19 protein-coding genes and 1 pseudogene are annotated in these 22,426 nt (G+C 68.5%); 7 read left to right on the plus strand and 13 right to left on the minus strand.

What is annotated here, in order from left to right:
- A complete protein-coding gene (locus tag QUE33_RS11850; protein ID WP_286300282.1) occupies positions 1-468 on the minus strand; it encodes a hypothetical protein in 468 nt (155 codons plus the stop codon).
- 200 nt (positions 469-668) lie between these two features.
- Between QUE33_RS11850 and QUE33_RS11855 the strand changes: the two genes are divergently transcribed.
- Positions 669-1,610, plus strand: a complete 942-nt coding sequence (locus tag QUE33_RS11855) for an N-acetylglucosamine kinase (RefSeq protein WP_286300283.1) — start codon at positions 669-671, stop codon at positions 1,608-1,610.
- A 115-nt stretch (positions 1,611-1,725) separates the two neighbouring features.
- Here QUE33_RS11855 and QUE33_RS11860 read toward each other — a convergent pair whose 3' ends face one another.
- The gene (locus tag QUE33_RS11860; RefSeq protein WP_286300284.1) at positions 1,726-2,241 is read right to left on the minus strand and encodes a ZIP family metal transporter; all 516 of its coding nucleotides are present in this window, start codon (positions 2,239-2,241) and stop codon (positions 1,726-1,728) included.
- Positions 2,242-2,661: 420 nt separating this feature from the next.
- On the opposite strand from QUE33_RS11860, the gene argG reads away from it, so the two are divergent.
- From argG to QUE33_RS11885, 5 genes are all read left to right on the plus strand, one after another.
- A complete protein-coding gene (argG, locus tag QUE33_RS11865) occupies positions 2,662-4,092 on the plus strand; it encodes an argininosuccinate synthase (protein WP_286300285.1) in 1,431 nt (476 codons plus the stop codon).
- A gap of 145 nt (positions 4,093-4,237) precedes the next feature.
- Positions 4,238-4,855 (plus strand): TetR/AcrR family transcriptional regulator, encoded by a 618-nt coding sequence (locus QUE33_RS11870; RefSeq protein ID WP_286300286.1) that lies wholly within the window; start codon positions 4,238-4,240, stop codon positions 4,853-4,855.
- A gap of 59 nt (positions 4,856-4,914) precedes the next feature.
- Complete coding sequence (locus tag QUE33_RS11875; protein WP_286300287.1) at positions 4,915-7,467, plus strand: YhgE/Pip domain-containing protein; 2,553 nt, start codon at positions 4,915-4,917, stop codon at positions 7,465-7,467.
- Positions 7,464-9,644 carry a YhgE/Pip domain-containing protein gene (locus QUE33_RS11880; RefSeq protein WP_286300289.1) on the plus strand — a complete coding sequence of 727 codons (2,181 nt, stop codon included), beginning with the start codon at positions 7,464-7,466 and terminating at the stop codon, positions 9,642-9,644. The genes QUE33_RS11875 and QUE33_RS11880 overlap by 4 nt, the downstream gene beginning before the upstream one ends.
- A 156-nt stretch (positions 9,645-9,800) precedes the next feature.
- Complete coding sequence (locus QUE33_RS11885) at positions 9,801-12,467, plus strand: penicillin acylase family protein (protein WP_286300290.1); 2,667 nt, start codon at positions 9,801-9,803, stop codon at positions 12,465-12,467.
- 20 nt (positions 12,468-12,487) lie between these two features.
- On the opposite strand, the gene QUE33_RS11890 is transcribed toward QUE33_RS11885, so the two are convergent.
- Together QUE33_RS11890 and QUE33_RS11895 are read right to left on the minus strand one after the other, a co-directional pair.
- Positions 12,488-13,783, minus strand: coding sequence for a HipA domain-containing protein (locus tag QUE33_RS11890; protein ID WP_286300291.1), 1,296 nt, complete (start codon positions 13,781-13,783; stop codon positions 12,488-12,490).
- A 4-nt stretch (positions 13,784-13,787) separates the two neighbouring features.
- The gene (locus tag QUE33_RS11895) at positions 13,788-14,009 is read right to left on the minus strand and encodes a helix-turn-helix domain-containing protein (protein ID WP_286300292.1); all 222 of its coding nucleotides are present in this window, start codon (positions 14,007-14,009) and stop codon (positions 13,788-13,790) included.
- A 129-nt stretch (positions 14,010-14,138) separates the two neighbouring features.
- Here QUE33_RS11895 and QUE33_RS11900 point away from each other — a divergent pair, with 129 nt between their 5' ends.
- Positions 14,139-14,912 (plus strand): alpha/beta fold hydrolase, encoded by a 774-nt coding sequence (locus QUE33_RS11900; RefSeq protein ID WP_286300293.1) that lies wholly within the window; start codon positions 14,139-14,141, stop codon positions 14,910-14,912.
- 81 nt (positions 14,913-14,993) lie between these two features.
- Here the strand turns inward: QUE33_RS11900 and mnhG are convergent, their stop codons facing one another.
- The 9 genes and pseudogenes from mnhG to QUE33_RS11945 form a co-directional block, all read right to left on the minus strand.
- Positions 14,994-15,386, minus strand: coding sequence for a monovalent cation/H(+) antiporter subunit G (gene mnhG / locus QUE33_RS11905; RefSeq protein WP_286300294.1), 393 nt, complete (start codon positions 15,384-15,386; stop codon positions 14,994-14,996).
- Positions 15,383-15,652, minus strand: a complete 270-nt coding sequence (locus QUE33_RS11910; RefSeq protein ID WP_286300295.1) for an MrpF/PhaF family protein — start codon at positions 15,650-15,652, stop codon at positions 15,383-15,385. The genes mnhG and QUE33_RS11910 overlap by 4 nt, the downstream gene beginning before the upstream one ends.
- A gap of 172 nt (positions 15,653-15,824) precedes the next feature.
- Positions 15,825-16,295, minus strand: a pseudogene (locus QUE33_RS11915) (Na+/H+ antiporter subunit E); the annotation flags it as partial.
- A complete protein-coding gene (locus tag QUE33_RS11920) occupies positions 16,292-17,845 on the minus strand; it encodes a Na+/H+ antiporter subunit D (protein WP_286300297.1) in 1,554 nt (517 codons plus the stop codon). The gene QUE33_RS11920 and the pseudogene QUE33_RS11915, both read right to left, overlap by 4 nt.
- Complete coding sequence (locus tag QUE33_RS11925; RefSeq protein ID WP_286300299.1) at positions 17,842-18,372, minus strand: Na(+)/H(+) antiporter subunit C; 531 nt, start codon at positions 18,370-18,372, stop codon at positions 17,842-17,844. Before QUE33_RS11925 ends, QUE33_RS11920 begins: the two co-directional genes overlap by 4 nt.
- On the minus strand, positions 18,372-21,296 hold the full coding sequence (locus QUE33_RS11930) for a Na+/H+ antiporter subunit A (protein WP_286300300.1): 2,925 nt from the start codon (positions 21,294-21,296) through the stop codon (positions 18,372-18,374). Before QUE33_RS11930 ends, QUE33_RS11925 begins: the two co-directional genes overlap by 1 nt.
- Positions 21,269-21,877: a substrate-binding domain-containing protein gene (locus tag QUE33_RS11935; RefSeq protein ID WP_286303154.1), complete on the minus strand. Its 609-nt coding sequence runs from the start codon at positions 21,875-21,877 to the stop codon at positions 21,269-21,271. The genes QUE33_RS11930 and QUE33_RS11935 overlap by 28 nt, the downstream gene beginning before the upstream one ends.
- Entirely contained in the window at positions 21,775-22,155 is a 381-nt protein-coding gene (locus QUE33_RS11940; RefSeq protein WP_286303207.1) for a type 1 periplasmic-binding domain-containing protein, read from the minus strand. Before QUE33_RS11940 ends, QUE33_RS11935 begins: the two co-directional genes overlap by 103 nt.
- Positions 22,152-22,415, minus strand: a complete 264-nt coding sequence (locus tag QUE33_RS11945; protein WP_286300302.1) for a LacI family DNA-binding transcriptional regulator — start codon at positions 22,413-22,415, stop codon at positions 22,152-22,154. The genes QUE33_RS11940 and QUE33_RS11945 overlap by 4 nt, the downstream gene beginning before the upstream one ends.
- Positions 22,416-22,426 lie beyond the last annotated feature (11 nt).

The following is a 22,426-nucleotide window of genomic DNA, read 5'->3' on the forward strand; positions in this document are numbered from 1 at the left end:
TCAAGCCAGGTCGAGGGCGCGCAGCGCGTACCCGTCGGGCACCGCGCCCTGCAGCCGGTAGGCCGTGAACACCTCGGCCGCTTCGTCGGCCGTGAACACCTCGTTCGGGCGCACGGTGGTGCTGTGCCGGCCGTCGTCCCACCGGATGACGGCAGCTGGCCCGGCGTCCACACCGGCTCCGGGCTTGCCGACCACGTACTGCTGAGCGGTTCCCGCAGCATCCGTCTTGCGTACTTCTATCGTCAGCGCATCGGCCGTTCCCGCACAGTGGATGTACTCGTCGGACGCCGGCAGCGACTCCAGCAGGTCTGCACCCTCGGGTGCCCGCCACAGGCTCCACGCCCAGAACGACGTGCCGTTCAGACGGTTGAGCGTGAATCTGATCTGCTCGGGATAGGGCCGGATGTCATCCACCAGCAGCATTCGCGAGGAGCCGTTGCGTTCCGTGATGTGCGTGGGCGCTGTCATGGCACTTCCTCGAGGGTCACTGCGACGATGTCGATGGGCTTGCGATCGAGGGTAGCGCGAGCCGGTCGGCCGCGACCGGCCCTCCTTTCCGGTGAGGCGATCGCACAGGGCCTCGACGTCGATGCAGGTGGGCCCCTGCGCCGGTACGCTGGCATCTGCCGCAATCGCCTCGGCTCATCCATCACCAGGAGTCCGCACGTATGTCAGACGTCACCCACAGCGTTCCCGAGCTGCTCGCAATCGACGCTGGGCAGACAGGGATCAAGACGAGACTGATCTCGAACGGCAGCACTGAGCGCGAGCAGCTGTTCCCCGGGGTGCTGACCGATCGCCCGCTGCTGCAGCAGCTCACGGCCGTGGTGTCGTCGGTGACCGGCGAAGCGGGTGCGGCGCCGCGCACGGTCACCTTCGGCGTCTCCGGGCTCACGGATGCCGAGGCCGAGGCCGAGGCTCTGCTTCAGCATCCGTCGCTCGCCGACGTCTCGCGCGTGGTCGTGACGCACGACTCGGTCACCTCCTTCCTCGGTGTGCTCGGCGACCGATACGGCGCCGTCGTCGCGGCTGGAACGGGGGTTGTGACCCTCGGCGTCGGCCCCGAGCACTCCACCCGTGTCGACGGCTGGGGGTACATCATGGGCGATGCGGGCAGCGGGTACTGGATCGGACGCGAGGCGCTGGATGCCGTGATGCGCGCCTTCGACGGCCGCGGCCCTGCCACCGCTCTGACCGCCGTCATGCAGGAGCGCTGGCCCGATCTGTCGACCGCGTACACCGCCCTGCAGGCCTCGCACGACCGGGTGCGCACCGTGGCATCCTTCGCCGCGCCGACGGCGGCACTCGCTGCGGACGGCGACGAGGTGGCCACACGGATCTGCCGTTCCGCCGCCGCTGAGCTCGCTCTGGCCGCCACCACGGCGCTGCGCGTCGTCGACGCCCCCACTGACGCGGCGGTCGGAGCCATCGGCGGCGTGTTCGGTTCGGACCTGATCCGCGCGACGTTCACCGAATCCCTGCGCGCCGAACGACCGGGTGCCCGCCTCGTGCCGCCGATCGGCTCCGGCCTCGATGGCGCCGTGGCTCTCGCGGGGCTGGGGACGCAGCATCCGCTCCGCGAACGCTTCGCCGACCTGCGCCGCGGCTGAAGCCCTTCGAGCCCCGCTTGGGAGGAGAACCCCCGCTCGGGAGGAGGATCCTGGGCGAGCCTTCCTCCCATCCGTGAGAAGTCCTCCCGAAGGGCGCGCCATGATCCCGGTCGGGTCAGGCCGCGAGCGCGAGCCCTGCAGCGACGGCGAAGCCGATGACAGTAGCGAGACCCGTGGACTCCTTGGCCTTGGACTGCGCCTCAGGAACCATCGAGTCCACCAGCATCACCAGCAGCGCACCCGCCGCGAAGCCGTTCGCAGCGGCGCGGAAGCCGGGGCCGACGGCATCCGTCAGAGCGAATCCTGCGACCGTCGCCAGCGCGCAGACGATCGCGACCGCCGTCCACAGCAGCACGACGCGCCCCTTGCGCATGCCAGAGGCGAGCAGATCGGATGCCGAGCCGATCGACTCCGGGAGATTCGAGACGAGGATGGCGACGACGAGTGCGACGCCGACGCCCTCGCCCGAGGCGAGTCCGATGCCGAGCACGAGCTGCTCCGGGATGCCATCGAGCAGCGCGCCCACGGCGAGCGATCCGCCGCCGGCATCCTTGTTCGCCTTCGCCTGGTGTGCGTCGAGGATGCGCGCGGCGGCGTAATAGCAGAGAGCACCGGCGGCGACGCCGGCCACGAGGGGACGGGGCCGGCGAGCTGCAGGCCCTGCTCCCACAGCTCGAAGGCGATGGATGCCATCAGCGCGCCGGCTCCGAAGCCGAGGATGATGCCGAGCAGCCGCGGTGGCCACTGGCGCAGCAGGGCGAGCGCCGCGCCCACGAGCAGCGGCGATGCGGCGACGCTTCCCCACAGGATTGCTTCACCCATGTGGCCCAGGCTACCCGCGCACCCCGCCCGTCCCGCGCACCCCGCCGGCCCCCACCCGCGCACCCCGCCAGCCGCGCACCCCGTCGGCCGACACGCCAGATGTCGGACGGATCCCGTAAGAACGTCCGACATCTGGCGTGTCGGCCCCCGATTCGCATCCGTCGCCACCGGCATCCGTCCCCTCGCAACCCGAACAGGCGACACGCCGCACGCCGATACACTTGAAGCCATGTCCAAGGTGCTCCAGTCCCTCCCTGTCGGCGAAAAGGTCGGCATCGCGTTCTCCGGTGGTCTTGACACCTCCGTCGCCGTCGCGTGGATGCGCGACAAGGGCGCCATCCCCTGCACCTACACCGGTGACCTCGGGCAGCCCGATGAGGACGACATCGAGGCGATCCCCGGGCGTGCGCTCGAGTACGGCGCCGAGATCTCGCGCCTGGTCGACGCAAAGACCGCCCTTGTCGAAGAGGGCCTGGTCGCCCTGCAGTGCGGGGCCTTCCACATCCGCTCCGGCGGCAAGACCTACTTCAACACCACTCCCCTGGGCCGTGCCGTCACCGGCACCATGCTGGTGCGCGCCATGAAGGAGGACGGCGTCGACATCTGGGGCGACGGCTCCACCTACAAGGGCAACGACATCGAGCGGTTCTATCGCTACGGCCTGCTCGCCAACCCGCGCCTGCGCATCTACAAGCCGTGGCTCGACGCCGACTTCGTCACCGAGCTGGGCGGACGCCAGGAGATGAGCGAGTGGCTCGTCGAGCACGGCTTCCCGTACCGCGACTCGGCCGAGAAGGCCTATTCCACGGATGCCAACATCTGGGGTGCCACGCACGAGGCGAAGACCCTGGAGCACCTGAACGTGTCGCTGGAGAGCGTCGACCCGATCATGGGCGTGAAGTACTGGGATCCTTCGGTCGCCATCGACACCGAGGACGTCACCATCACATTCGACGGCGGTCGCCCGGTCTCCCTGAACGGCGTGGAGTTCACCGATCCCGTCGAGCTCGTCTTCGAGGCGAACCGGATCGGCGGCCGCCACGGACTGGGCATGAGCGACCAGATCGAGAACCGCATCATCGAGGCGAAGTCGCGCGGCATCTACGAGGCCCCCGGCATGGCACTGCTGTTCATCGCCTACGAGCGCCTGGTCAACGGCATCCTCAACGAAGACACCCTTGCCACCTACCACGAGCAGGGTCGCCGCCTGGGCCGGCTGATGTACGAGGGCCGCTGGCTCGAGCCGCAGTCGCTCATGCTGCGCGAGTCGATCCAGCGCTGGGTGGGCCTGACCATCTCGGGCACGGTCACCATCCGGCTGCGCCGCGGCGACGACTGGACGATCCTCGACACCGTCTCGCCGAACCTGTCGTACGGCCCCGAGAAGCTCTCCATGGAGCGCGTCGGGGACGCGGCCTTCGGCCCGGTCGACCGCATCGGCCAGCTGACCATGCGCAACCTCGACATCGCCGACTCGCGCTCGCGCCTGGAGCAGTACGCCGGCCTCGGCCTGGTCGGCGGCGCCACCGGCGAGCTGGTCGGGCGGGTCACCGCCGGCGAGGCGGGCGAGATCTCGGCATCCGACTCCGCCGACGGCGAGCTCGCCGAGGCCGTGGATGCGGCATCCGAGGGCGCCGCCTTCGACTCCGGCACCGACTGACACGCAGCGTCCCGCAACACTTCGGGGGCCGTTCTGTATCACCGCAGGACGGCGGATGCGTCACCGCAGGACGTCGGATGCCCGGATGCTGTGAGTCCGCCGAACTAACTTGCACATAGCTGTGCAACATAATTATCCTGGAGGCATGCCTACCGTCCGCACGCCCCGTGCCGATGCCCGCGCCAACCGCGCCGGCATCCTCGATGCCGCGCGCACCGCGCTGGCCGCCGACCCGTACGCGTCGGTCGACGTGATCGCGCGCAGCGCGGGGCTGAGCCGTCGCACCCTGTACGGGCACTTCGACGATCGCGACGCCCTGATCCGCGAACTCATCTCGGCGGGCGCGCAACGCTTCAACGCGATTGCGGAGTCGATCACGGATGCCGATTGCCAGCTGGTCCTCGCGCGCCTGGCGGCACGTTTGTGGCAGGAGGCCGCGCACGTGCAGTTCATCGCCGCGCTGGCTCTGGACGAGGCGCACGTGCAGCACACCGCCCGCGCTCTCGCCCCGCTTCGCCGCGCCGTCGCGGATCTCGTGCGCCGCGGTCAGGGCGACGGCAGCTTCCGCACCGACCTCGCCGCCGAGGCCCTCGCCCGCCTGATCGAGGAGATGGCGCGCACCGTCGTGGCCAGAGCGGATGCCAGCAAGGCAGACACCGAGAACATCGCCGTCCGCACCGTTCTGAGCATCGCCGGGCTCTCGTGGCGCGAGGCCGACGCGCTGCTCGCCGCGCACCCCGACATCGCCGAGGGCGTCGCATGAGGGCAGCATCTCCCACCGTGTGGAGCGTTCTGCGTCGCGATCTCCGGCGACTCGCCCGCGTGAGCAAGGCGTGGATCATCATCATCGGCGTGATCGTCACGCCCTCGCTGTACGCCTGGTTCAACATCGTGGCGTTCTGGGACCCGTACTCGAGCACTCAGCACGTCAGCGTGGCCATCGTGAACCAGGACGCGGGGGCATCCTCCGAGCTGACCGGCCGCATCGATGTGGGCGGCGAGCTGGTCGATCAGCTCACGCAGAACGACGAGCTCGGCTGGGATTTCGTCGATGAGGACGAGGCGATGGATCTCGTGCGCAGCGGCCGCAGCTACGCCGCGATCATCATCCCGCAGGATTTCAGCCGCGACCTCATCAGCATCACCACCGGAACGCCCGTGCGCCCCGACCTGAAGTACTACGTGAACGAGAAGGCGAGCGCGATCGCCCCGAAGATCACCGATGTGGGCGCCTCCACGCTCGACACGCAGATCAACAGCACGTTCGTCTCGGTGGTGTCGCAGGCTGTCACCGAACAGCTGAAGGATGCCGGCATCGACGTCGAGGACAGGCTCGGCGACGCGCGCGACAGCTCGGTCACCGCCCTCGACGACGCCGTCGCGGAGGTCGCATCCGCGCGCGGCCGCATCACCGAGCTGCAGAGCGGGCTGACGGATGCGCAGAACCGACTCGACAGCGCTGCCGGCACCCTGCGCACGGTGGACGGCACGCTCGGCAGGGTGCAGACCGCTGTCGCGCAGGCGCAAAGCCTCGCCGCCGAGGCGCAGCAGGAACTGCTCACCGTCACCGACAAGGTCACCTCCGCATACGTTTCGGCCACGACGCTCATTTCTGACGCGTCCGCGAAGATGAACGCCTCGATCTCGACGCTGTCGGCCGGCCTGCAGCAGGCGAATGTGGCGGTCGGCACCGCGATCGACGATCTGTCGGCCGTGGTCAAGGCGAACGGCACTGCGCTGGACCAGCTGCAGTCCGTGCTGGATCAGACCGACCCCGGCTCCGAGGCCGCGCAGCAGCTGCGCCAGGCCATCGACGACCTTCAGCAGCGCAATGCCGACGATCAGCAGGTGCTCGACGACCTGAAGGCGCTCAACGGCGACGTCACGAACACGATCGGCTCGGTCAAGACGGCGGGCGACAAGGTGAACGCCGCAAGCTCGCAGGCCGCGACCTCGGCAGGTGCGATCCGCGATGCGCTGGCGAAGAGCGTCCCCGACCTCAACAGCGCGATGTCGGCGCTGTCGGCCGGCGCCGACGGCTTCTCGGCGGCTCTCGACGCACAGCGCACCCAGATCACGCAGGCGCAGAACCTGCTGTCTGGCCTGAAGACCCAGCTTGTCTCGACCAGCACCGCGCTCGACGCGCTGGACGGCAACCTCGCGACCGCGGAGTCGGGCCTCGGCAGCGTGCGCACCGACGTGCTGGCGCTGAGCACGGCTGACATCTGGGAGCGTCTCGGCACGATCAGCGGGCTCGACCCCGAACAGATCGCGACCTTCATGGCCGCACCCGTCGAGGTGCACGAGAACGCCCTGTTCCCGACCAAGACGTACGGCTCGGCGATGGCCGCGCTGTTCACGAACCTCACGCTGTGGATCGGCGCATTCGTACTGATGGTGATCTTCCGCCTGGAGGTCGACACCGAGGGTGTGGAGGGCATCTCGGTGCGGCAGGCCTACCTCGGCCGCTGGATGCTGTTCGCGGCGATCGGCGTGTGCCAGGCCGTGCTCGTCTCGGTGGGCAACCTGTTCATCGGGGTGCAGACGGTGAACGCCTTCGCTTTTGTGGGCACCAGCGTGCTGATCGGGCTGGCATACCTCAGCATCATCTACGCGCTCTCGGTGTGCTTCGGGTACGTGGGAAAGGGCCTGTGCATCCTGCTGGTGATCTTCCAGATCCCCGGGGCATCCGGCCTGTACCCGATCGAGATGATGCCGGACTTCTTCCGTGGGCTGTACCCGTTCCTGCCGTTCACCTACGGCATCGATGCGCTGCGCGAGACCATCAGCGGCTTCTCCGACGGCGCCTGGTGGCGTGCCATGGGAACGCTCTCGATCTACGTCGTGCTGGCGTTCGCGCTCGGGCTGCTGCTGCGCCGCCGGCTGGGCAACTTCGCGCTGCTGTTCAACCGCGGGCTCGCCAAGTCCGAGCTGTTCGTCAACGAAGACGTGCAGATCACCGGGCGGCGCCGCACGCCCGAGATCATCCGGGCGCTCACCGACGGCGACGGCTACCGCGCGCAGGTCGCCGAGCGCGCCCGCAGGTTCACCGAGCGGTACCCCACCAGGCTGCGACTCACGCTCATCGTCGGTGTGGCGGTGGTAGCTGTGATCGGCGTCGCCGCGTGGCTGCTGCCGGATGCCAAGGCGACCATGCTCGGCCTGTGGGCGCTGTGGTGCCTGATCCTGATCGCGCTCCTCGTCACGCTGGAGTACATCAGACAGAGCATCGAGCAGGCATCCGCACTGGGAGAGATGCCGGATGCCGCGCTGCGCCAGGCGCTGGTCGAGGACGACGCGACGCTTCGACAAGTTCCGCGACCCAGGGATGACCGCGACGACGAGGACGTCTGGGAAGGGCAGGGCCTGGCATGAGGAACATCCTGCGGCTGCTCCGCTTCGATCTTCGCCGCGCCACGAGCAGCGTCATGGCGGTGATCGTGCTCTTCGGCCTGGTCGTGATCCCCTCGCTGTTCACGTGGTTCAACGTGATCGCCAGTTGGAACCCGTTCGACAACACGAAGAACCTGAAGGTCGCGGTCGCCAGCACCGACGAGGGGTATCAGAGCGACCTCGTGCCGATCCGCCTGAACGTGGGCGAGCAGGTGCTCTCCACGCTGCGCGCGAACCACGACCTGGACTGGGTCTTCACCACCGAGGACGACGCGATCGACGGCACCCGCTCGGGCGACTACTACGCCGCGATCGTGCTGCCGCCCACCTTCAGCGAAGACATGATGACGTTCTACGCGAACGGCGCCGAGCGCACCCGCATCGACTACTACACGAACGAGAAGAAGAACGCCCTGGCTCCGAAGATCACGGGCCAGGGTGCCGGCGAGGTCGCCACGACCATCAACGAGGCGTTCACATCGACACTCAGCGAGGCGGGCCTCGGCATCATCACGTCGCTGTCGACGTACCTCGACGATGCCGACACCCAGGTCGCGCTGTCGCGCCTGCAGGCGCACGTCGGCGAGGTTGCCGCGCAGCGGGCCGGGGCCTCCACCGCCGACATGTTCACCGCGCTGATCTCGTCGAGCCGTCCTCTGGTCGAGAGCGCCTCGGGTCTGGCATCCGCTTCCGGCGATGCCCTGCGCGACGCGACCGGCGCGCTGGGCGACGGCAAGCAGGCCGCGCAGTCACTGAAGCAGGTGCTCGCCTCGACCACGTCCGCGCTCGGGGACGCGCTCTCCGGCACGGTCGACAGCTATCAGGCGGTCGCCGACAGCGTCGATGACGTGTTCGCGTCGATGAACGCGCAGGCGACGAGCTCGGCCGACTCGCTGCGGGCCCTCGCGACCCGGGTGCAGACGCAGGTCGATCAGCACCAGAGGCTGCGCGACGACCTGGTGAACACCGTGCGTCCGCTGCTTCCCGAGAACACGCTGGACGCGTTCGATGCGGCCGTGTCGCGAATCGACGCCGCGATCGCCCGCGAGCAGGCACTGCAGGATCGGCTGGCCGAGGGTGCGACGCAGATCGCCGACGGCGATGCCGACAGCCAGGCCATGCACGCCGAGATCTCGCGGCTGATCGCGCAGGCGAAGGATGCCGTGCAGGACGCCCGCAGCGCGTACACGGGCAGCCTGCAGCCCAAGCTCGACGCTCTTGCCGGCACGCTCGCCTCGATCGGACGCGACGTCGACCGGGTCGGCGGCGAGCTCTCCGCCGCCGCCAGGTCGCTCACCGGTTCAGGTTCGCTGGACGGCGCGCTGACGGATGCCGAGGGTCTGACCACCGGGATCTCGCAGTCGCTCACCGAGACCGCCGACCGCTTCGACCAGCTGGACGCCGCGCTGACGACGGCCATCGACACAGGCGACCTGAGTGACCTGAACAAGGTGATCGGATCCGACCCGAAGTCCCTGGCCACCTTTCTGGCCGAACCGGTCGGTCTCACCCGGGTGCCGGTGTACTCGGTGGTCAGCTTCGGAGCGGCGATGACTCCGCTCTATACCGTGCTCGCGCTGTGGGTCGGCGCGCTGCTGGCGGCGGTCTCCATCCGCGTCGATCCGCCACAGGGCGAGGACTCACCGCTTCCGCCGCTCTCCCCCGCTGAGACGTACCTGGGCCGGTTCGGGATCTTCGCGATCGTCGGCTTCCTGCAGAGTTCGCTCGTGTGCCTGGGCAGCATCCTGTTCACGCAGGTGCAGCCGCAGCATCCGCTCCTGCTGTTGCTCGCAGGCTGGGTCAGCTCGCTGGTGTTCATGCTGATCGTCTACACGCTCGTGGTGACGTTCGGCAACGCGGGCAAGGCGCTGGCCGTGCTGCTGCTGGTGATCCAGATCTCCGGCTCGGGCGGTGCCTACCCGCTGCAGGTGCTGCCGCAGTGGTTCCAGAACATCAGCCCCTTCCTGCCCGCCACGCACGCGGTGAACGCGATGCGCTCGGCGATCGCGGGCGTGTACCAAGGCGACTACTGGGTGTCGCTGGGCTGGCTGGCGCTGTTCGTCGCGCCCGCCCTGCTGCTGGGCCTGGCGCTGCGGCTGCCGTTCATCGGCAGCAATCAGCGGATGCTGCAGGCGCTGCACTCCACGAAGCTCATGTGACGTCGGGCTGTTGACGCACGTTTCCGGCCCGGGTGCAGATATTCGCGCGCCCGACGGGCCGCGGAACGTCTGGATAGGATGCCGGGTGTGCGCCACCCGAAACGCGCACCCGGGCTCCGTGACACGGAGTCCCACGTTCTACCCCTGGGGATCCCGATGACGACAGAGACCACCACCGCACCCCGCCGATCGATCGCCGGACGGATCGGCCGCATCGCCTTCATGGTGGTCGCAGCCCTTCTCGTCATCGCGACGGCGGCGGCGTTCTTCCTGGTGTGGACCATCCAGCGCTCGTTCCCCCAGACCTCGGGGCAGGTCTCGCTGACGGGCCTGCGCAGCGACGTCACCGTGCAGCGCGACGACCTCGGCATCCCGACCATCACCGCCTCGTCCACCGACGACCTGTTCTTCGCGCAGGGATTCACGCACGCGCAGGATCGCTTCTTCGAGATGGACTTCCGCCGCCACGTGACCTCGGGTCGGGTGGCCGAGATGTTCGGCGAATCGCAGGTCGCCACGGACAAGTTCCTGCGCACCCTGGGCTGGCACAAGGTCGCCGAGCAGGAGGTCGAGGCGCTCGACGACACGACCCGCGGGTACTACGACGCCTATGCCGCAGGCGTGAATGCATACCTCGCATCCCGCTCCGGCGCCGAGCTCTCCCTGGAGTATGCCGTTCTCGGCATACAGAACCCGGACTACGAGCCCGAGCCGTGGCAGCCGGCCGACTCCGTCGCCTGGCTGAAGGCGATGGCCTGGGATCTGCGCACGAACATCGGCGACGAGACCGACCGCGCGCTGCTCGCCGCCCGGCTGAACGAGGCCGGGGAGACGGATGCCGACACCCAGGCGCTCATCGAGAAGGTATACCCGGGGTATCCGTTCGACCGGAACCCGATGATCGTCCCGACCATTTCCGCAGTCGAGCCGCTGCCCACGGAGGACGAGACCGGCACCGCCCCGGCGTCCTTCTCCGGCCCCACGGAGTCCGATGCCACCGACACGCATACCACCGACGCTCTTGCCACGGTCCAGTGGCAGCATGCCGACAGCGTGATAGAAGCTGCGAGCATGCTGCTCGGTCCGGTCGGCGAGGGCATCGGCTCCAACTCGTGGGTGGTCTCGGGCGATCTCACCGAGTCCGGCAAACCGCTGCTCGCGAACGACCCGCATCTCGGGGCCGCCCTGCCGAGCGTCTGGTACCAGATGCAGCTGAAGTGCGCCGACGTCAGTCAGACGTGCCCGTTCGATGTGGCCGGGTTCTCGTTCTCGGGGCTGCCCGGGATCGTGATCGGACACAACGCCGAGATCGCCTGGGGCTTCACGAACCTCACCACCGACGTCGCCGACCTGTACATCGAGAAGGTCGAGGGCGACCAGTACTGGCGAGATGGAGAGCTGCAGCCCCTCGACGTCGAGGAGGACGTCATCAGGGTCGCCGGAGGCGATGACGTTCCGCTCACCATCCGCCGCACCGTGCACGGGCCGATCATCTCGGGGCTGACCGACGACTTCACGGCCATCGCCGAGGCACCCGCCGCCGAGGCCGGCGAGAGGGTGCTCTCCCTGACCGATGCTCCCGAGGTGCCCAGCGGTGATTTCGCGGTCAGCCTGCGCTGGACCGCGCTGGATCCCGGCACCACGGCGAGCGCGATCTTCGCCCTCGACACGGCACGGAACTTCACGGACTTCCGCCGTGCGGCATCCCTGTTCGACGTTCCCGCGCAGAACCTGATCTATGCCGACGCCGAGGGCAACATCGGGTACCAGGCGCCGGGTCGGCTGCCGATCCGCGGCGCGGGTGACGGCTGGCTGCCGCAGCCCGGCTGGGACAGCGCGTACGACTGGACCGGGTTCATCCCCTTCGACGATCTGCCGGTGTCGTACAACCCACCCGAGGACTACATCGTCACGGCGAACAACGCGATCGTCGGCGATGACTACGAGCACTTCCTCTCTCGAGACTGGGACTACGGCTATCGTGCCGCGCGCATCTCGCACCTGATCGAGCGCAGGTCGGCTGCCGGTCCACTGACTGCGGAGGATCTGCGCGGCATCCAGATGGACGATGAGATGTGGATCGGCAAGCAGCTGGCCGTTGCGATGGATGGCGTGTCGGTCGACGGCACGGGCCCGCAGGCGGCCGTCGATCTGCTGCGCACCTGGGACGCCCAGAATCACGCGAACTCCCCTGCGGCGGCATATGCGAACGTGCTGTGGTCGAACCTGGTGCGCAACGTCTTCGTCGATCGCGACGTGGCGCTGCCGGTCGGTGATCAGGGCCGGCTGTTCACCGTCGTCGGGGCGATGCTCGATGATCCGTCGGACCCGTTGTGGACCAACGACCGGCTCGATGTGACCGGCAGGGACGGCATGCTCGCACTGTCGGCGAAGCAGGCCTATGACGAGCTGGCACAGCTGCAGGGCACCGATGTGAAGCGTTGGAACTGGGGCACGCTGCATGCACTGTCACTGACCAGCTCCACGCTCGGCTCATCGGGGATCGCACCGATCGAGATGCTGTTCAACCGCGGGCCGTACCCGGTCAGCGGCGGCTCCTCGGTCGTGAACGCCACCGGCTGGAAGGTCGGCGAGTCCTACGCGACCACGACCGTGCCGTCGATGCGGATGGTGGTCGATCTCGACGACTTCGATGCGTCGACCTGGATCCACCTCACCGGTGCCAGCGGCCACGCGTTCAACAGGCACTACACCGACCAGACCGAGGACTGGGCGAAGGGCGTGCAGCGTCCCTGGCCATTCACGAAGAAGGCCGTGGCGGCTGCCGCCGTCGACACCCTGGTGCTGACGCGTGCGGACTGAGCGGGGGCCTGCGAGATCCGTCAACGCGGGCGGGACACCCAGCCGCGCTCCAGGGCGTGGTCGCGGATGCTGGTCAGCATCCGCTCGATGAACTCTTGGTCGCCGAGCTGGGCCCGAGCGATCTCGGCGGATGCGTCGTAGGCGTCGACGATGTGCGACGTGATCTCGGTGGCGCGCTCGAACGCGTATGTCTCGTCCAACCTCAGGCGACGGGCACCGCGAGCGAGCGAAAGCGTCGTGATCCCAGTGGCGCGGTACTCGCCCTCGACGGACATCGCGAGCCTGGGGAACGCATCGCCGCGCACGGGGTAGGGCGCATGACTGCCGAGATCATAGAGCGGAGCCAGGGTCACACGGTCCCCCTCGAGCAGCAGAGAATAGTTCTTCGCGTGCGCGTCGGTGCCGAGTGCGGCCACGTTGAAGACGATCGCGTCGAAGAACCGCCGGGCGTTGTCGCGCGCGTCAGCGGCATCCGGGTTGGAACCCAGCAGCTGGGCGATCGTCGCGATGCCTGGACCCCCATCAGCCTGATACTTCTTCTCGGGCGGGGTGGCCATCGCCTGGCAGAGGTCCTCCTGATGCAGCCGTCTCCAGCGTCCGCCGACGTCTCTTCGGTCGTATCTGACCGAGACGAAGGCATGATCTCCTCGTGTCGTCGTGGTGACGAAGTCGTCAGCGACGACGAGACCGAGATGCCGGGCCGCAGCCATGGTCATGAACTCATTGATGTGGTGATCGGAGTACGGCGGCACAGCCGGTTTCACGATGTGCGTGGTCGGCGTGGAATCACGCGGAACAGCCCAGTGCCCCGCGGCTGTGCGGAACAGGGCGACCTTCGGCTGCGCACCGGGCAGACTCCACCGCACGTTCGCGTTGTCTCGCCGACCCCAGGTGTCCTGATTCGCGATGACATCGGCGATCAGGTCTGCGAAGTCATCCTCGTCGAGGACGTCCAGCTCCCCTGTTCGCACCGCCGCATCACCGCTCGCCTCGCCTTCGGGAAGGATCTGCACGGCTCCCGCTGCATCCCGTCCCATGTGCGCGAGCAGGGCGAAGGTGTTGCGGGGCGATACTCCGAACTCGCGGGAGAGTTCTTCCAACCGGCCCGGGCTGTCGGGCAGCAGGCCCTGAAGGAACGCTCGCGTCGGCCTGTTCCTGTGCTCCGCTCGAGCGAGAGGCAGCGACAGCGACAGCGGCGTTGCTCCCCGCTGTCGACGGTAGGTGTCGTCGTATACGAACGTCAGGTTGCCCTGGGGCGCCTGGAACAGCGTCCCGATGCGCCGACCGTCGAGATACGTGGCGAGCTGCTCGGTCACGATCTCACGCAGCCTCGTCGCGCACGACCAGGTCGAGGCCAAGGACCCTGTAGACGCGCATCACCCGGGCGATCGTCACGTTCGGCGACCCCGTCTCGAAGCGTGCCAGCCAATCACGCGTCACGTCAGCGCGCTGGGCGAGCTCGGACTGGGTGAGGCCGATCTTGATGCGCTGCTCTGCCGCGACCGCGCCGAGGTCTGTGGTGTTGACGAGTCTGACATCCATGGCCCCTCCTGTGGGATTTATCCCACTCTATACTCTGTGGGTTCTATCCCACAAGAGGCCTAATGGGATGGAACCCACAGCGATGTCGGTCCGGAGTGCGGTGTCAACGCCGCCCGGTACGGTGGAAGGATGCCGGAACGTCTGCTCGCCCCCGACGGGATGCCCGTCGACGTCGGCAAGTTCGTGCATGGCGGCGCGACGCTCGTCTACGAGGACTTCGGCACCGGGCCCCGGCCGATCGTGCTGCTGCACGGAATCGGCATGGGCCGCAGCGTCTACATCGACTTCGTGCAGCAACTGAGCAAACGCGGCGGCCACCGGGTGATCGGTATCGACTTGCCGGGCTTCGGTGAGGCCCCCGAACCGGCCCGCACGCTCACCATGGAGCGGCACGCCGACCTCGTCGCCGCTTTCCTGCGCACGAAGGGGATCACGGATGCCGTGGTGCTCGGCCACTCCATGGGCAGTCAGATCGCCACCGAGGTCGCGGTGCGGCATCCGGAGGTCCTCTCCGCCCTGATCCTGGCCGGCCCCACCGTGAACAGCGCCGCCCGCAGCATCCGGATGCAGGCCGGGTATCTGCTGCGCGACCTGATCAGCGAGCGGCCCGTCGTGCTGTGGCGCGGCGCCCGCGAATATCTGCGCGGCGGCCCGCACCTGATCCGCAAGATCCGCGCGACCGTCGTGCACGAACCCGAGAAGGCGTACCCGCGCGTGCACGTGCCGACCCTCGTCGTGCGCGGCTCGCGCGATCCGCTCGCTCCGATGACGTGGTGCCGCGAGATCGTGGACACGGTGCCCGATGCCCGGTTCGAGGAGATCCCCGACCACGGACACGGCACGCTGATCAGCGACTCGTGGGCTGCCGCCGAGAAGATCAGCGGCTTCGTCGACGGGCTCTGAACCGGCATCCGCGGCAGTCTTCGGCATCCGCTGCGCCGATCGTTGCGGCGGATGCCGAGAACTGGCGCGGATACGGAACCATCAGCCCGCAGCGGGCGGGGTCTGCTTCGACTCGGCGTACTCGTCGGCGACCAGGTCGCGCTGGTTGATGGTGCCGTTGCGGTACGCCTGACGGCCGACCATGTGCGCTGACAGGGGCGCCGTGGCGAACTGCAGCAGAATCACCGGGATCACGACCAGCAGGCCCATCAGCATCCCGCCGATCGTGCGCTGCGCGACCGCGATCGCCAGGCAGATCAGCACCAGCCCGAGCACCTGCGGCTTGGTGGCCGCGTGCAGCCGACCCGGCACATCGCGGAAGTGCAGCAGCCCGACCGCGGCCGACAGGCACAGGATCGCGCCGAGCAGCACGAGCACGAGCACGATGGTCTCCGCCACCGGCCGTGGCAGTGCGAGTTCGAGGAACGGAGTCATGGCGTGGGGTTGTCCCTTCGCGCGACGTAGCGGGCCACCGCGATCGACCCGAACACGGCGACGGCGGCGATGATGAGCATCACCGGCACGTTACGGGTGTGCCCGTTGATGGCCATATCGGCGCCCAGCACGCACATCACCTCGGTCAGCAGCACGTCCGACGCGACCGTGCGGTCGAGGATCGACGGTCCGCGCACGATGCGGATCACGCACAGCAGCGCGGCGATGCCGAACACCGCCATGATCGCAATGAGGAGCGGATTCATCGGAGGCCTCCTTCGGCTCGCTGCGATCGCTCGGGGCATCGCCGTTCCCGGCATCCGTCATCGACGCCTGAGCGGACGACGCGAGACGGAGCTCATCGGCCTTCAGCGCCCGGTACTGCTGCGGCGTGCCCACCGCCCGCACGATGCGACGCTCCCAGCGCAGCACCTCGTCGCGGAAGTCGTCGACGTCGGCGCGGCTGTGCACACCGATCACGTGCAGGTACAGGATGCGGCGGTTGCGATCGCTCTCCACCACCAGCGACCCGGGGATGAGCGAGGCGGTCACCGCCACGTGCGTCGTGACGATGTCGTCGGCGTAGCGCAGCGGGATCTCCACGATCGCGGCTCCCGGCTGACGCCGGAAGTCGAACACCTGAATGGTGACGCTGATCGCACCCATCACGACCGCGCCGAGGAACAGCACGACGAACACCAGCGCGTACCAGGGATTCACCCGCCCGACCAGCTCCACGGTCGGCAGCCGGAAGACACGGGTCACGAAGATCGCGACGAGGATGCCGGTGAGCAGCGCCAGCGGCGTGAACTGGTGCCACAGCAGCATCCACAGCACGGTCAGCCACAGCATGAACGGCAGCTGCAGCAGAATGTCGCGGAGCAGGCTGCGCTTCGATCCGGGGCTCATCCTGCCTCCTCATCGATCTGCTGGAGGGTGACCGGCTGCAGCAGTCCCGTGCCGATCCGGTCGCACAGAGCGTACAGCGGACCGGCGAACACCGTCAGGGCCAGGGTGACGGTGACCATGCCGGCGGTCGCCACCGTCATGATCGCGGGGATGCGGCGGGTCTCGGTCTGCACATCCGCGGCGGGTGCGTTGCCGAGGTAGCCGACGCGCCCCTCGATCTCGGCGAGGTCGTCGCCCTCGCGCCAGAACGCCAGGTTCCAGGCGCGCATCAGCGCGTACAGCGTGAGCAGCGAGGTGAGGATGCCGCCGAAGATCAACACGATCATCAGCGGCGTGCCCACATCCGCCGCCGCCTCGAACAGAGCGATCTTGCCGATGAACCCGGAGAACGGCGGGAGCCCGCCCAGGTTGATCGCCGGCACGAAGTACAGCACGGCCAGCAGCGGGGCCGCCTTCATCAGCCCGCTCACCCGCAGGATCGAGGTGCTGCCGGCCTTGCGCTCGATGAGCCCGACCGCGAGGAACAGCGTGGTCTGCACGACGATGTGGTGCACGATGTAGTACACCGTCGCGCCGATGGCCTCCTCCGTCGCGATCGCCAGGCCGAAGATCATGTACCCGACGTGGCTGACCAGCGTGAACGACAGGATCCGCTTCAGCTCGGCCTGCGCCACGGCGCCGAGCACGCCGATCACCAGGGTCGCCAGCGCGACGATCAGCAGCAGCGTGTCGATGCTGTTCTCGGCGAACAGCTGCGTCTCGGTGCGGATCAGCGCGTACACGCCGACCTTGGTCAGCAGGCCGGCGAACACGGCGGTGACCGGGGCGGGTGCGGTGGGATAGGAGTCGGGCAGCCAGAATGACACCGGGAAGATGGCGGCCTTGATGCCGAAGGCCACCACCAGCATCAGGTGCAGCACGAGCTGGGTCTCCTGCGGCAGCTGCGCCACCCGCTCGGCGACCTGCGCCATGTTCACCGTGCCCACCGCACCGTAGATCATCGCGATAGCGGCGAGGAACAGGATCGATGAGACCAGCGAGACGACGATATAGACGGCACCAGTGCGGATGCGGGACTCCGTGCTGCCCAGGGTGATCAGCACGTACGAGGCCACCAGCAGGATCTCGAACCCGACGTACAGATTGAACAGGTCGCCGGCGATGAACGCATCGAAGATGCCCGCGGCGAGGATGAGATAAGTGGGGTTGAAGATCGAGATCGGCGTCTCGTCCAGTCCGTCGGCGGCACCCTGACCGATCGAGAACAGCAGCACTGCGAGCAGCACGATGCTCGAGACCAGCACCAGCAGCGCCGCGAAGCGGTCGACGTAGAGGATGATGCCGAACGGCACCGGCCAGCCCCCGACCGACACGGCGAACGGCTGATCGGCGGCGTCCACCGCGACCAGCAGCACCGCGGCGATGATCGAGACGGCCGCCAGGGTTCCGGCGGTCACGAGCATCTGCAGGCGCGGGTTGCGGCCGAAGATCAGGGTGATCGCCGCGCCGAGCAGCGGCAGCATCACGATGAGGGGGACGAGTGCGCTCACGGGCGATCCTCCTGGCCGTGGGCCCCGTCGGGAACGTCCATGGGCGCGTCGTCGTGGATGGCGGGGTGGTCCTTCATGTGCAGCACGGTGATCGGCGTCGTGGCCGTCTCGATGAAGTCGGTGGTGGCTTCCTCTTCTTCCGGCGTCGATTCGTCGTCGATGATCTCGTCCTCGGCATCCGTGCGCTCGCGCAGTGCGACATCGTCCTCGTCGTCCTCGACCGTGTCGGCCTGGCCGAGCTGCCAGGAGCGGTAGATCAGGGCCAGCAGGAACGCCGAGACGGCGAAGGTGATCACGATCGCCGTGAGCGTGAGCGCCTGCGGCAGCGGATCGCTGATCTCGCTCTCCTCGCCGAAGAACGGCGCCATGCCCGGCGTGCCCATCACGATCAGCAGCAGAAGGTTGGTGGCGTTTCCCAGCAGCAGGAATCCGATCAGCACGCGGGTGAGACTGCGCTCCATCATCGCGTAGACGCCGGCGGCGAACAGCACGGCCATGATGATGATCAGGGTCAGCGAGACGTCCATCAGACGTGCACCCTCCTGGTCCTCATCTCGGCGGCCTGCCGGTCGACTTCGGCACCCAGGCTGCGCAGCACGTCGAGCACGAGCCCGATCACCACCAGGTACACGCCGACATCGAAGATCGTCGACGAGACGAACTCCAGGTGACCCAGGATCGGGACCTCCGCCTCCCAGACCGCGCTCTGCAGCGGCGCCATCCCGAAGAACAGCGGCAGCAGTGCGGCGCCCACGGCGAGCACCAGACCGAAGCCGAGCAGGCGACCGGCATCCGTCGGTGCGGCCGCACCCAGCTCCCAGCGCCCGCCGGCGATGTACCGCATGACCAGCGCCATGCCGGCGACCAGCCCGCCCGCGAAACCGCCGCCCGGTCCGTTGTGGCCGGCGAACAGCAGGTAGATCGACACGACGATGATGGTGTGGAACAGCACCCGCACGATCACCTCGAGCAGGATCGACCGGTTCTCGGCCTTCAGCTGCGTGCCGCTGACCAGCCACGCCCGCGGCGCACCGCGGTTCTCGGGCGTCTGGAAGCGCAGGCCGTCGGGGGTCTCCACCATCGGACGGCGGGCCGTGCGGCGGCGCTTGGTCTGCGGCAGGTCCCGGGTGGCCGAGAGCAGATCCGCACGGTGGGTGACGAACACCAGCGATGCCACGCCCGTCGCAGCCAGCACCAGCACGCTGAGCTCGCCCATGGTGTCCCACCCGCGCAGGTCGACGAGGGCGACGTTGACGACGTTCCTGCCGTGACCAAGCTCGTAGGCGAGCTGCGGGAAGTCCAATGAGATCGGGTCGAAGATGCGGGCCTGTGTGGCCACGATCGCCACCAGCGCCATCGTCACGCCCACCCCGATCGCGAGGATCGCACGCGGAACACGGCCGACGGATGCGTTGTGCTCGCCCATCCGCGACGGCAGCCTGCGCAGCACGAGGGCGAAGGTGACCATGGTGACGGTCTCGACGAGGATCTGCGTGAGCGCCAGGTCCGGAGCACCGCTGGTCGCGAACAGCACCACCATTCCCAGACCCGTCACCGAGACCAGCACCACACCCGTGTAGCGCTTGCGCGCGCGCACGGACACCACTCCGGCGACGGCCATGATCGGCGCGACCACGAGCTGCACCGGGGTGTGCCAGGCCGAGAGCGCCAGGCGGTCGGGAGCCGCACCGACCAGTGCGGTCGCCTCGGCCGCCAGCAGCACGACGAAGATCGTGCCGACGTACAGCGGCAGCGAACCGCGCTGGGTGATACCGGTGGTCAGCACCGACAGCCGGTCGACCCCGCGCATGGTGACGTAGTAGACATCGGCGGCGGTGAAGCGCATCAGACGCGGCCGGCGGTGCCAGCCCGAGCGGATGCTGAGCACGAACGCGCCGATGCCGACGACGATCGCCGCGATGGACAGCAACAGCGCGGGCTCGAGTCCGTGCCACAGCGCTAAGTGGCCGGTGCCGCCGAGTGCGGGATCGAACGTGCGCGCGTACCCCTGCAGCGCGACACCCAGCGCCGGCGCCCCGATGCCGGCGGCGATGCTGAGCCCGGCGAGGATGATCGGCGAGGCGAGGAAGCCGACCGGCGGATCGGGCCATGCCGTTTCGGGCATATGGGCGCCTTCGGGGCTCTTCTTCCGCCAGAACGCGCCCCAGAGGAATCGGCATCCGTAGGCCGTCGTCAGCACCGCGCCGACGGTGACCCCCACCAGGGCGACCCACCCCCACATCGAGCCCTGTAGCGCATCCTCGAGCAGGGCGGTGAGCGTGGACTCCTTGGCGACGTATCCGATCGTGGGGGCGACACCGACCATCGACGCGATCGAGATGAAGGCGGCGGTCGCCATGACGGGTGCCTGCCGACCGACACCGGAGAGCTCGGTGATGTCGCGTGTGGACAGCTGACGGTCGATCACACCGACGATCAGGAACAGCGCCGACTTGAACAGCGCGTGCCCGATCACCAGGGCAAGCCCCGCCAACGCGGCCCCGGGCGTGCCGAAGCCGATCACCACCGAGAAGAAGCCGAGCTGGCTGACCGTGCCGAACGCCAGGATGCGCTTGAGGTCGGTCTCGCGCAGCGCCTGGATACCGCCGATCAGCATCGTGAGCACACCCAGCGAGATGACAATGGGACGCCACGGCGCGGAGAGCGCGAAGATCGGCGCGAAGCGCGCGATGAGGTAGATGCCGGCCTTCACCATGGCGGCGGCGTGCAGGTAGGCGCTCACCGGCGTCGGCGCGGCCATCGCACCGGGCAGCCAGAAGTGGAACGGGAACAGGGCGGACTTCGAGATCGCCCCGATCAGCAGCATCACGATCGCGGCGTCGACCAGCGGTCCGGTGGGTGCGAGCTCGAGCAGCTGACGGATGCTGGAGGTGCCCGCCTCGACGACCAGCAGGACGGCGCCGACGAACAGCACCAGCCCGCCGAGTGTGGTCACCAGCAGCGCCTGCAGGGCGGCGCGACGGCTGGCGGCACGACGGCGATAGTGGCCGATGAGCAGGTAGGACAGGATGCTGGTGATCTCCCAGAACATCACCAGCATGATGAGGTCGTCGGTGAGCACCAGCCCGTACATGGCGCCGGCGAAGCCGAGCAGCACGCCGGCGAACTGACCCACCCCGACGGCGTCGTCGTGGAAGTACCAGCGGCAGTACAGCAGCACCAGTGCGCCGACGCCGGTGACGATCAAGGTCAGCACCCAGCCGAGTACGTCCATGCGCATGGAGAGATGCAGGCCCAGCTGCGGGATCCACTCGTAGTCCTGGAAGGGGATGGTCACCGGATCGAGCACGTCGGGTGTGCGGGTCAGCGCATGCACGAATGCGGCGGCCGGGACCAGAGCGGCGATGACGAATGCCTGCGCTCCGAGCCAGCGGACCAGAACGGGGAGAAGGATGGACCCGATCAGGAACACGGCGAGGAGCAAAAGCATAAGCGGCTCCTCAAGCTCGTCGAAGCCAACTGGCGCAGGCGGGCGATTTTCTTCATTCTACAGCGAAGCGGCGGTCTCCCCTTCGCGGAATACACAGGTGAAGTGCACGGACTCCCCGGTTCGCCCGCCAGCATCCGTGTCACCTGCTCGCCGGCCGCGCGCCCCTTCGCGACCGCCGGCTGCGCGATCGTGGTGAGCTTCAAGGAGCCCAGTCCGTCGGCTGCTATGCCGTCGAAGCCGACCACGGTCAGGTCCTCGGGCACCCGCAGACCGAGCTCCTCCGCGGCGCGGATGACCCCCACCGCGAGCAGGTCGCTCTGCGCGACGATGGCCGTCGGCCGGTCGGCGTGCAGCGCGCCGTCGGCATCCGTCAGCAGTGTGCGAGCGGCGATCATGCCCTCGTCGACCAGGCTCGCGTCGGCCATCACGCCGGGAGCCTGCGGGAAGACCTCGCGGAATCCGGCGAGCCGGTCCAGGGTCACGTCGACGGTCGCCTGGGCCACCCGCTCCGGTGTGAGCGGGCCGCGACCGCGCTCGGCATCCAGGGGCAGGGTGACCGTCGCGACGTTCGTATGCCCCAGATCGAATACATAACGGGAGATCGCGGCGCTGGCCTCTCGGTTGTCCAGCGTGATCCGCGGAACCCCTCGCCGGCGTCCCCCTCGATCACCACGACCGGCAGGCCGCGCTGCCGCACGATCTCCAGGGCGGCGCGGGTGCGGCCCGAACATCCGATCAGCACGACCGCGTCGACCGGGGCCTCCGTGATCGGCGGCGCCTCGTCGTCGTGCGGGTCGTCGCGCAGCAGCAGGATGCCGGCGCTGATCGAGGCGAGCGCATCGGCGAGTCCATCCATCATCGCGGTGGTGACCGGGTCGAGGAACGCGTGCCGCAGCTCTCCCCGAGCACGATGCCCACGATGCCGCTTCGCCCGAGCCGCAGCGACGCAGCGCGCGGGTCGGGGCCGGCGTATCCGAGTGAGGCGGCAGCCGCCAGCACCTTTTCGCGCGTGGCATCCGCGACGTTGACCTTGCCGCTGAACACGACCGACGCCGTCGACGTCGAGACGCCCGCCTCGCGGGCGACGTCGGCGATGGTCGCGCGGCGTGCGGTGCTCATCCTCCGAGGAT

Source organism: Microbacterium suwonense (genome assembly GCF_030296555.1).
Lineage (GTDB): Bacteria > Actinomycetota > Actinomycetes > Actinomycetales > Microbacteriaceae > Microbacterium > Microbacterium suwonense.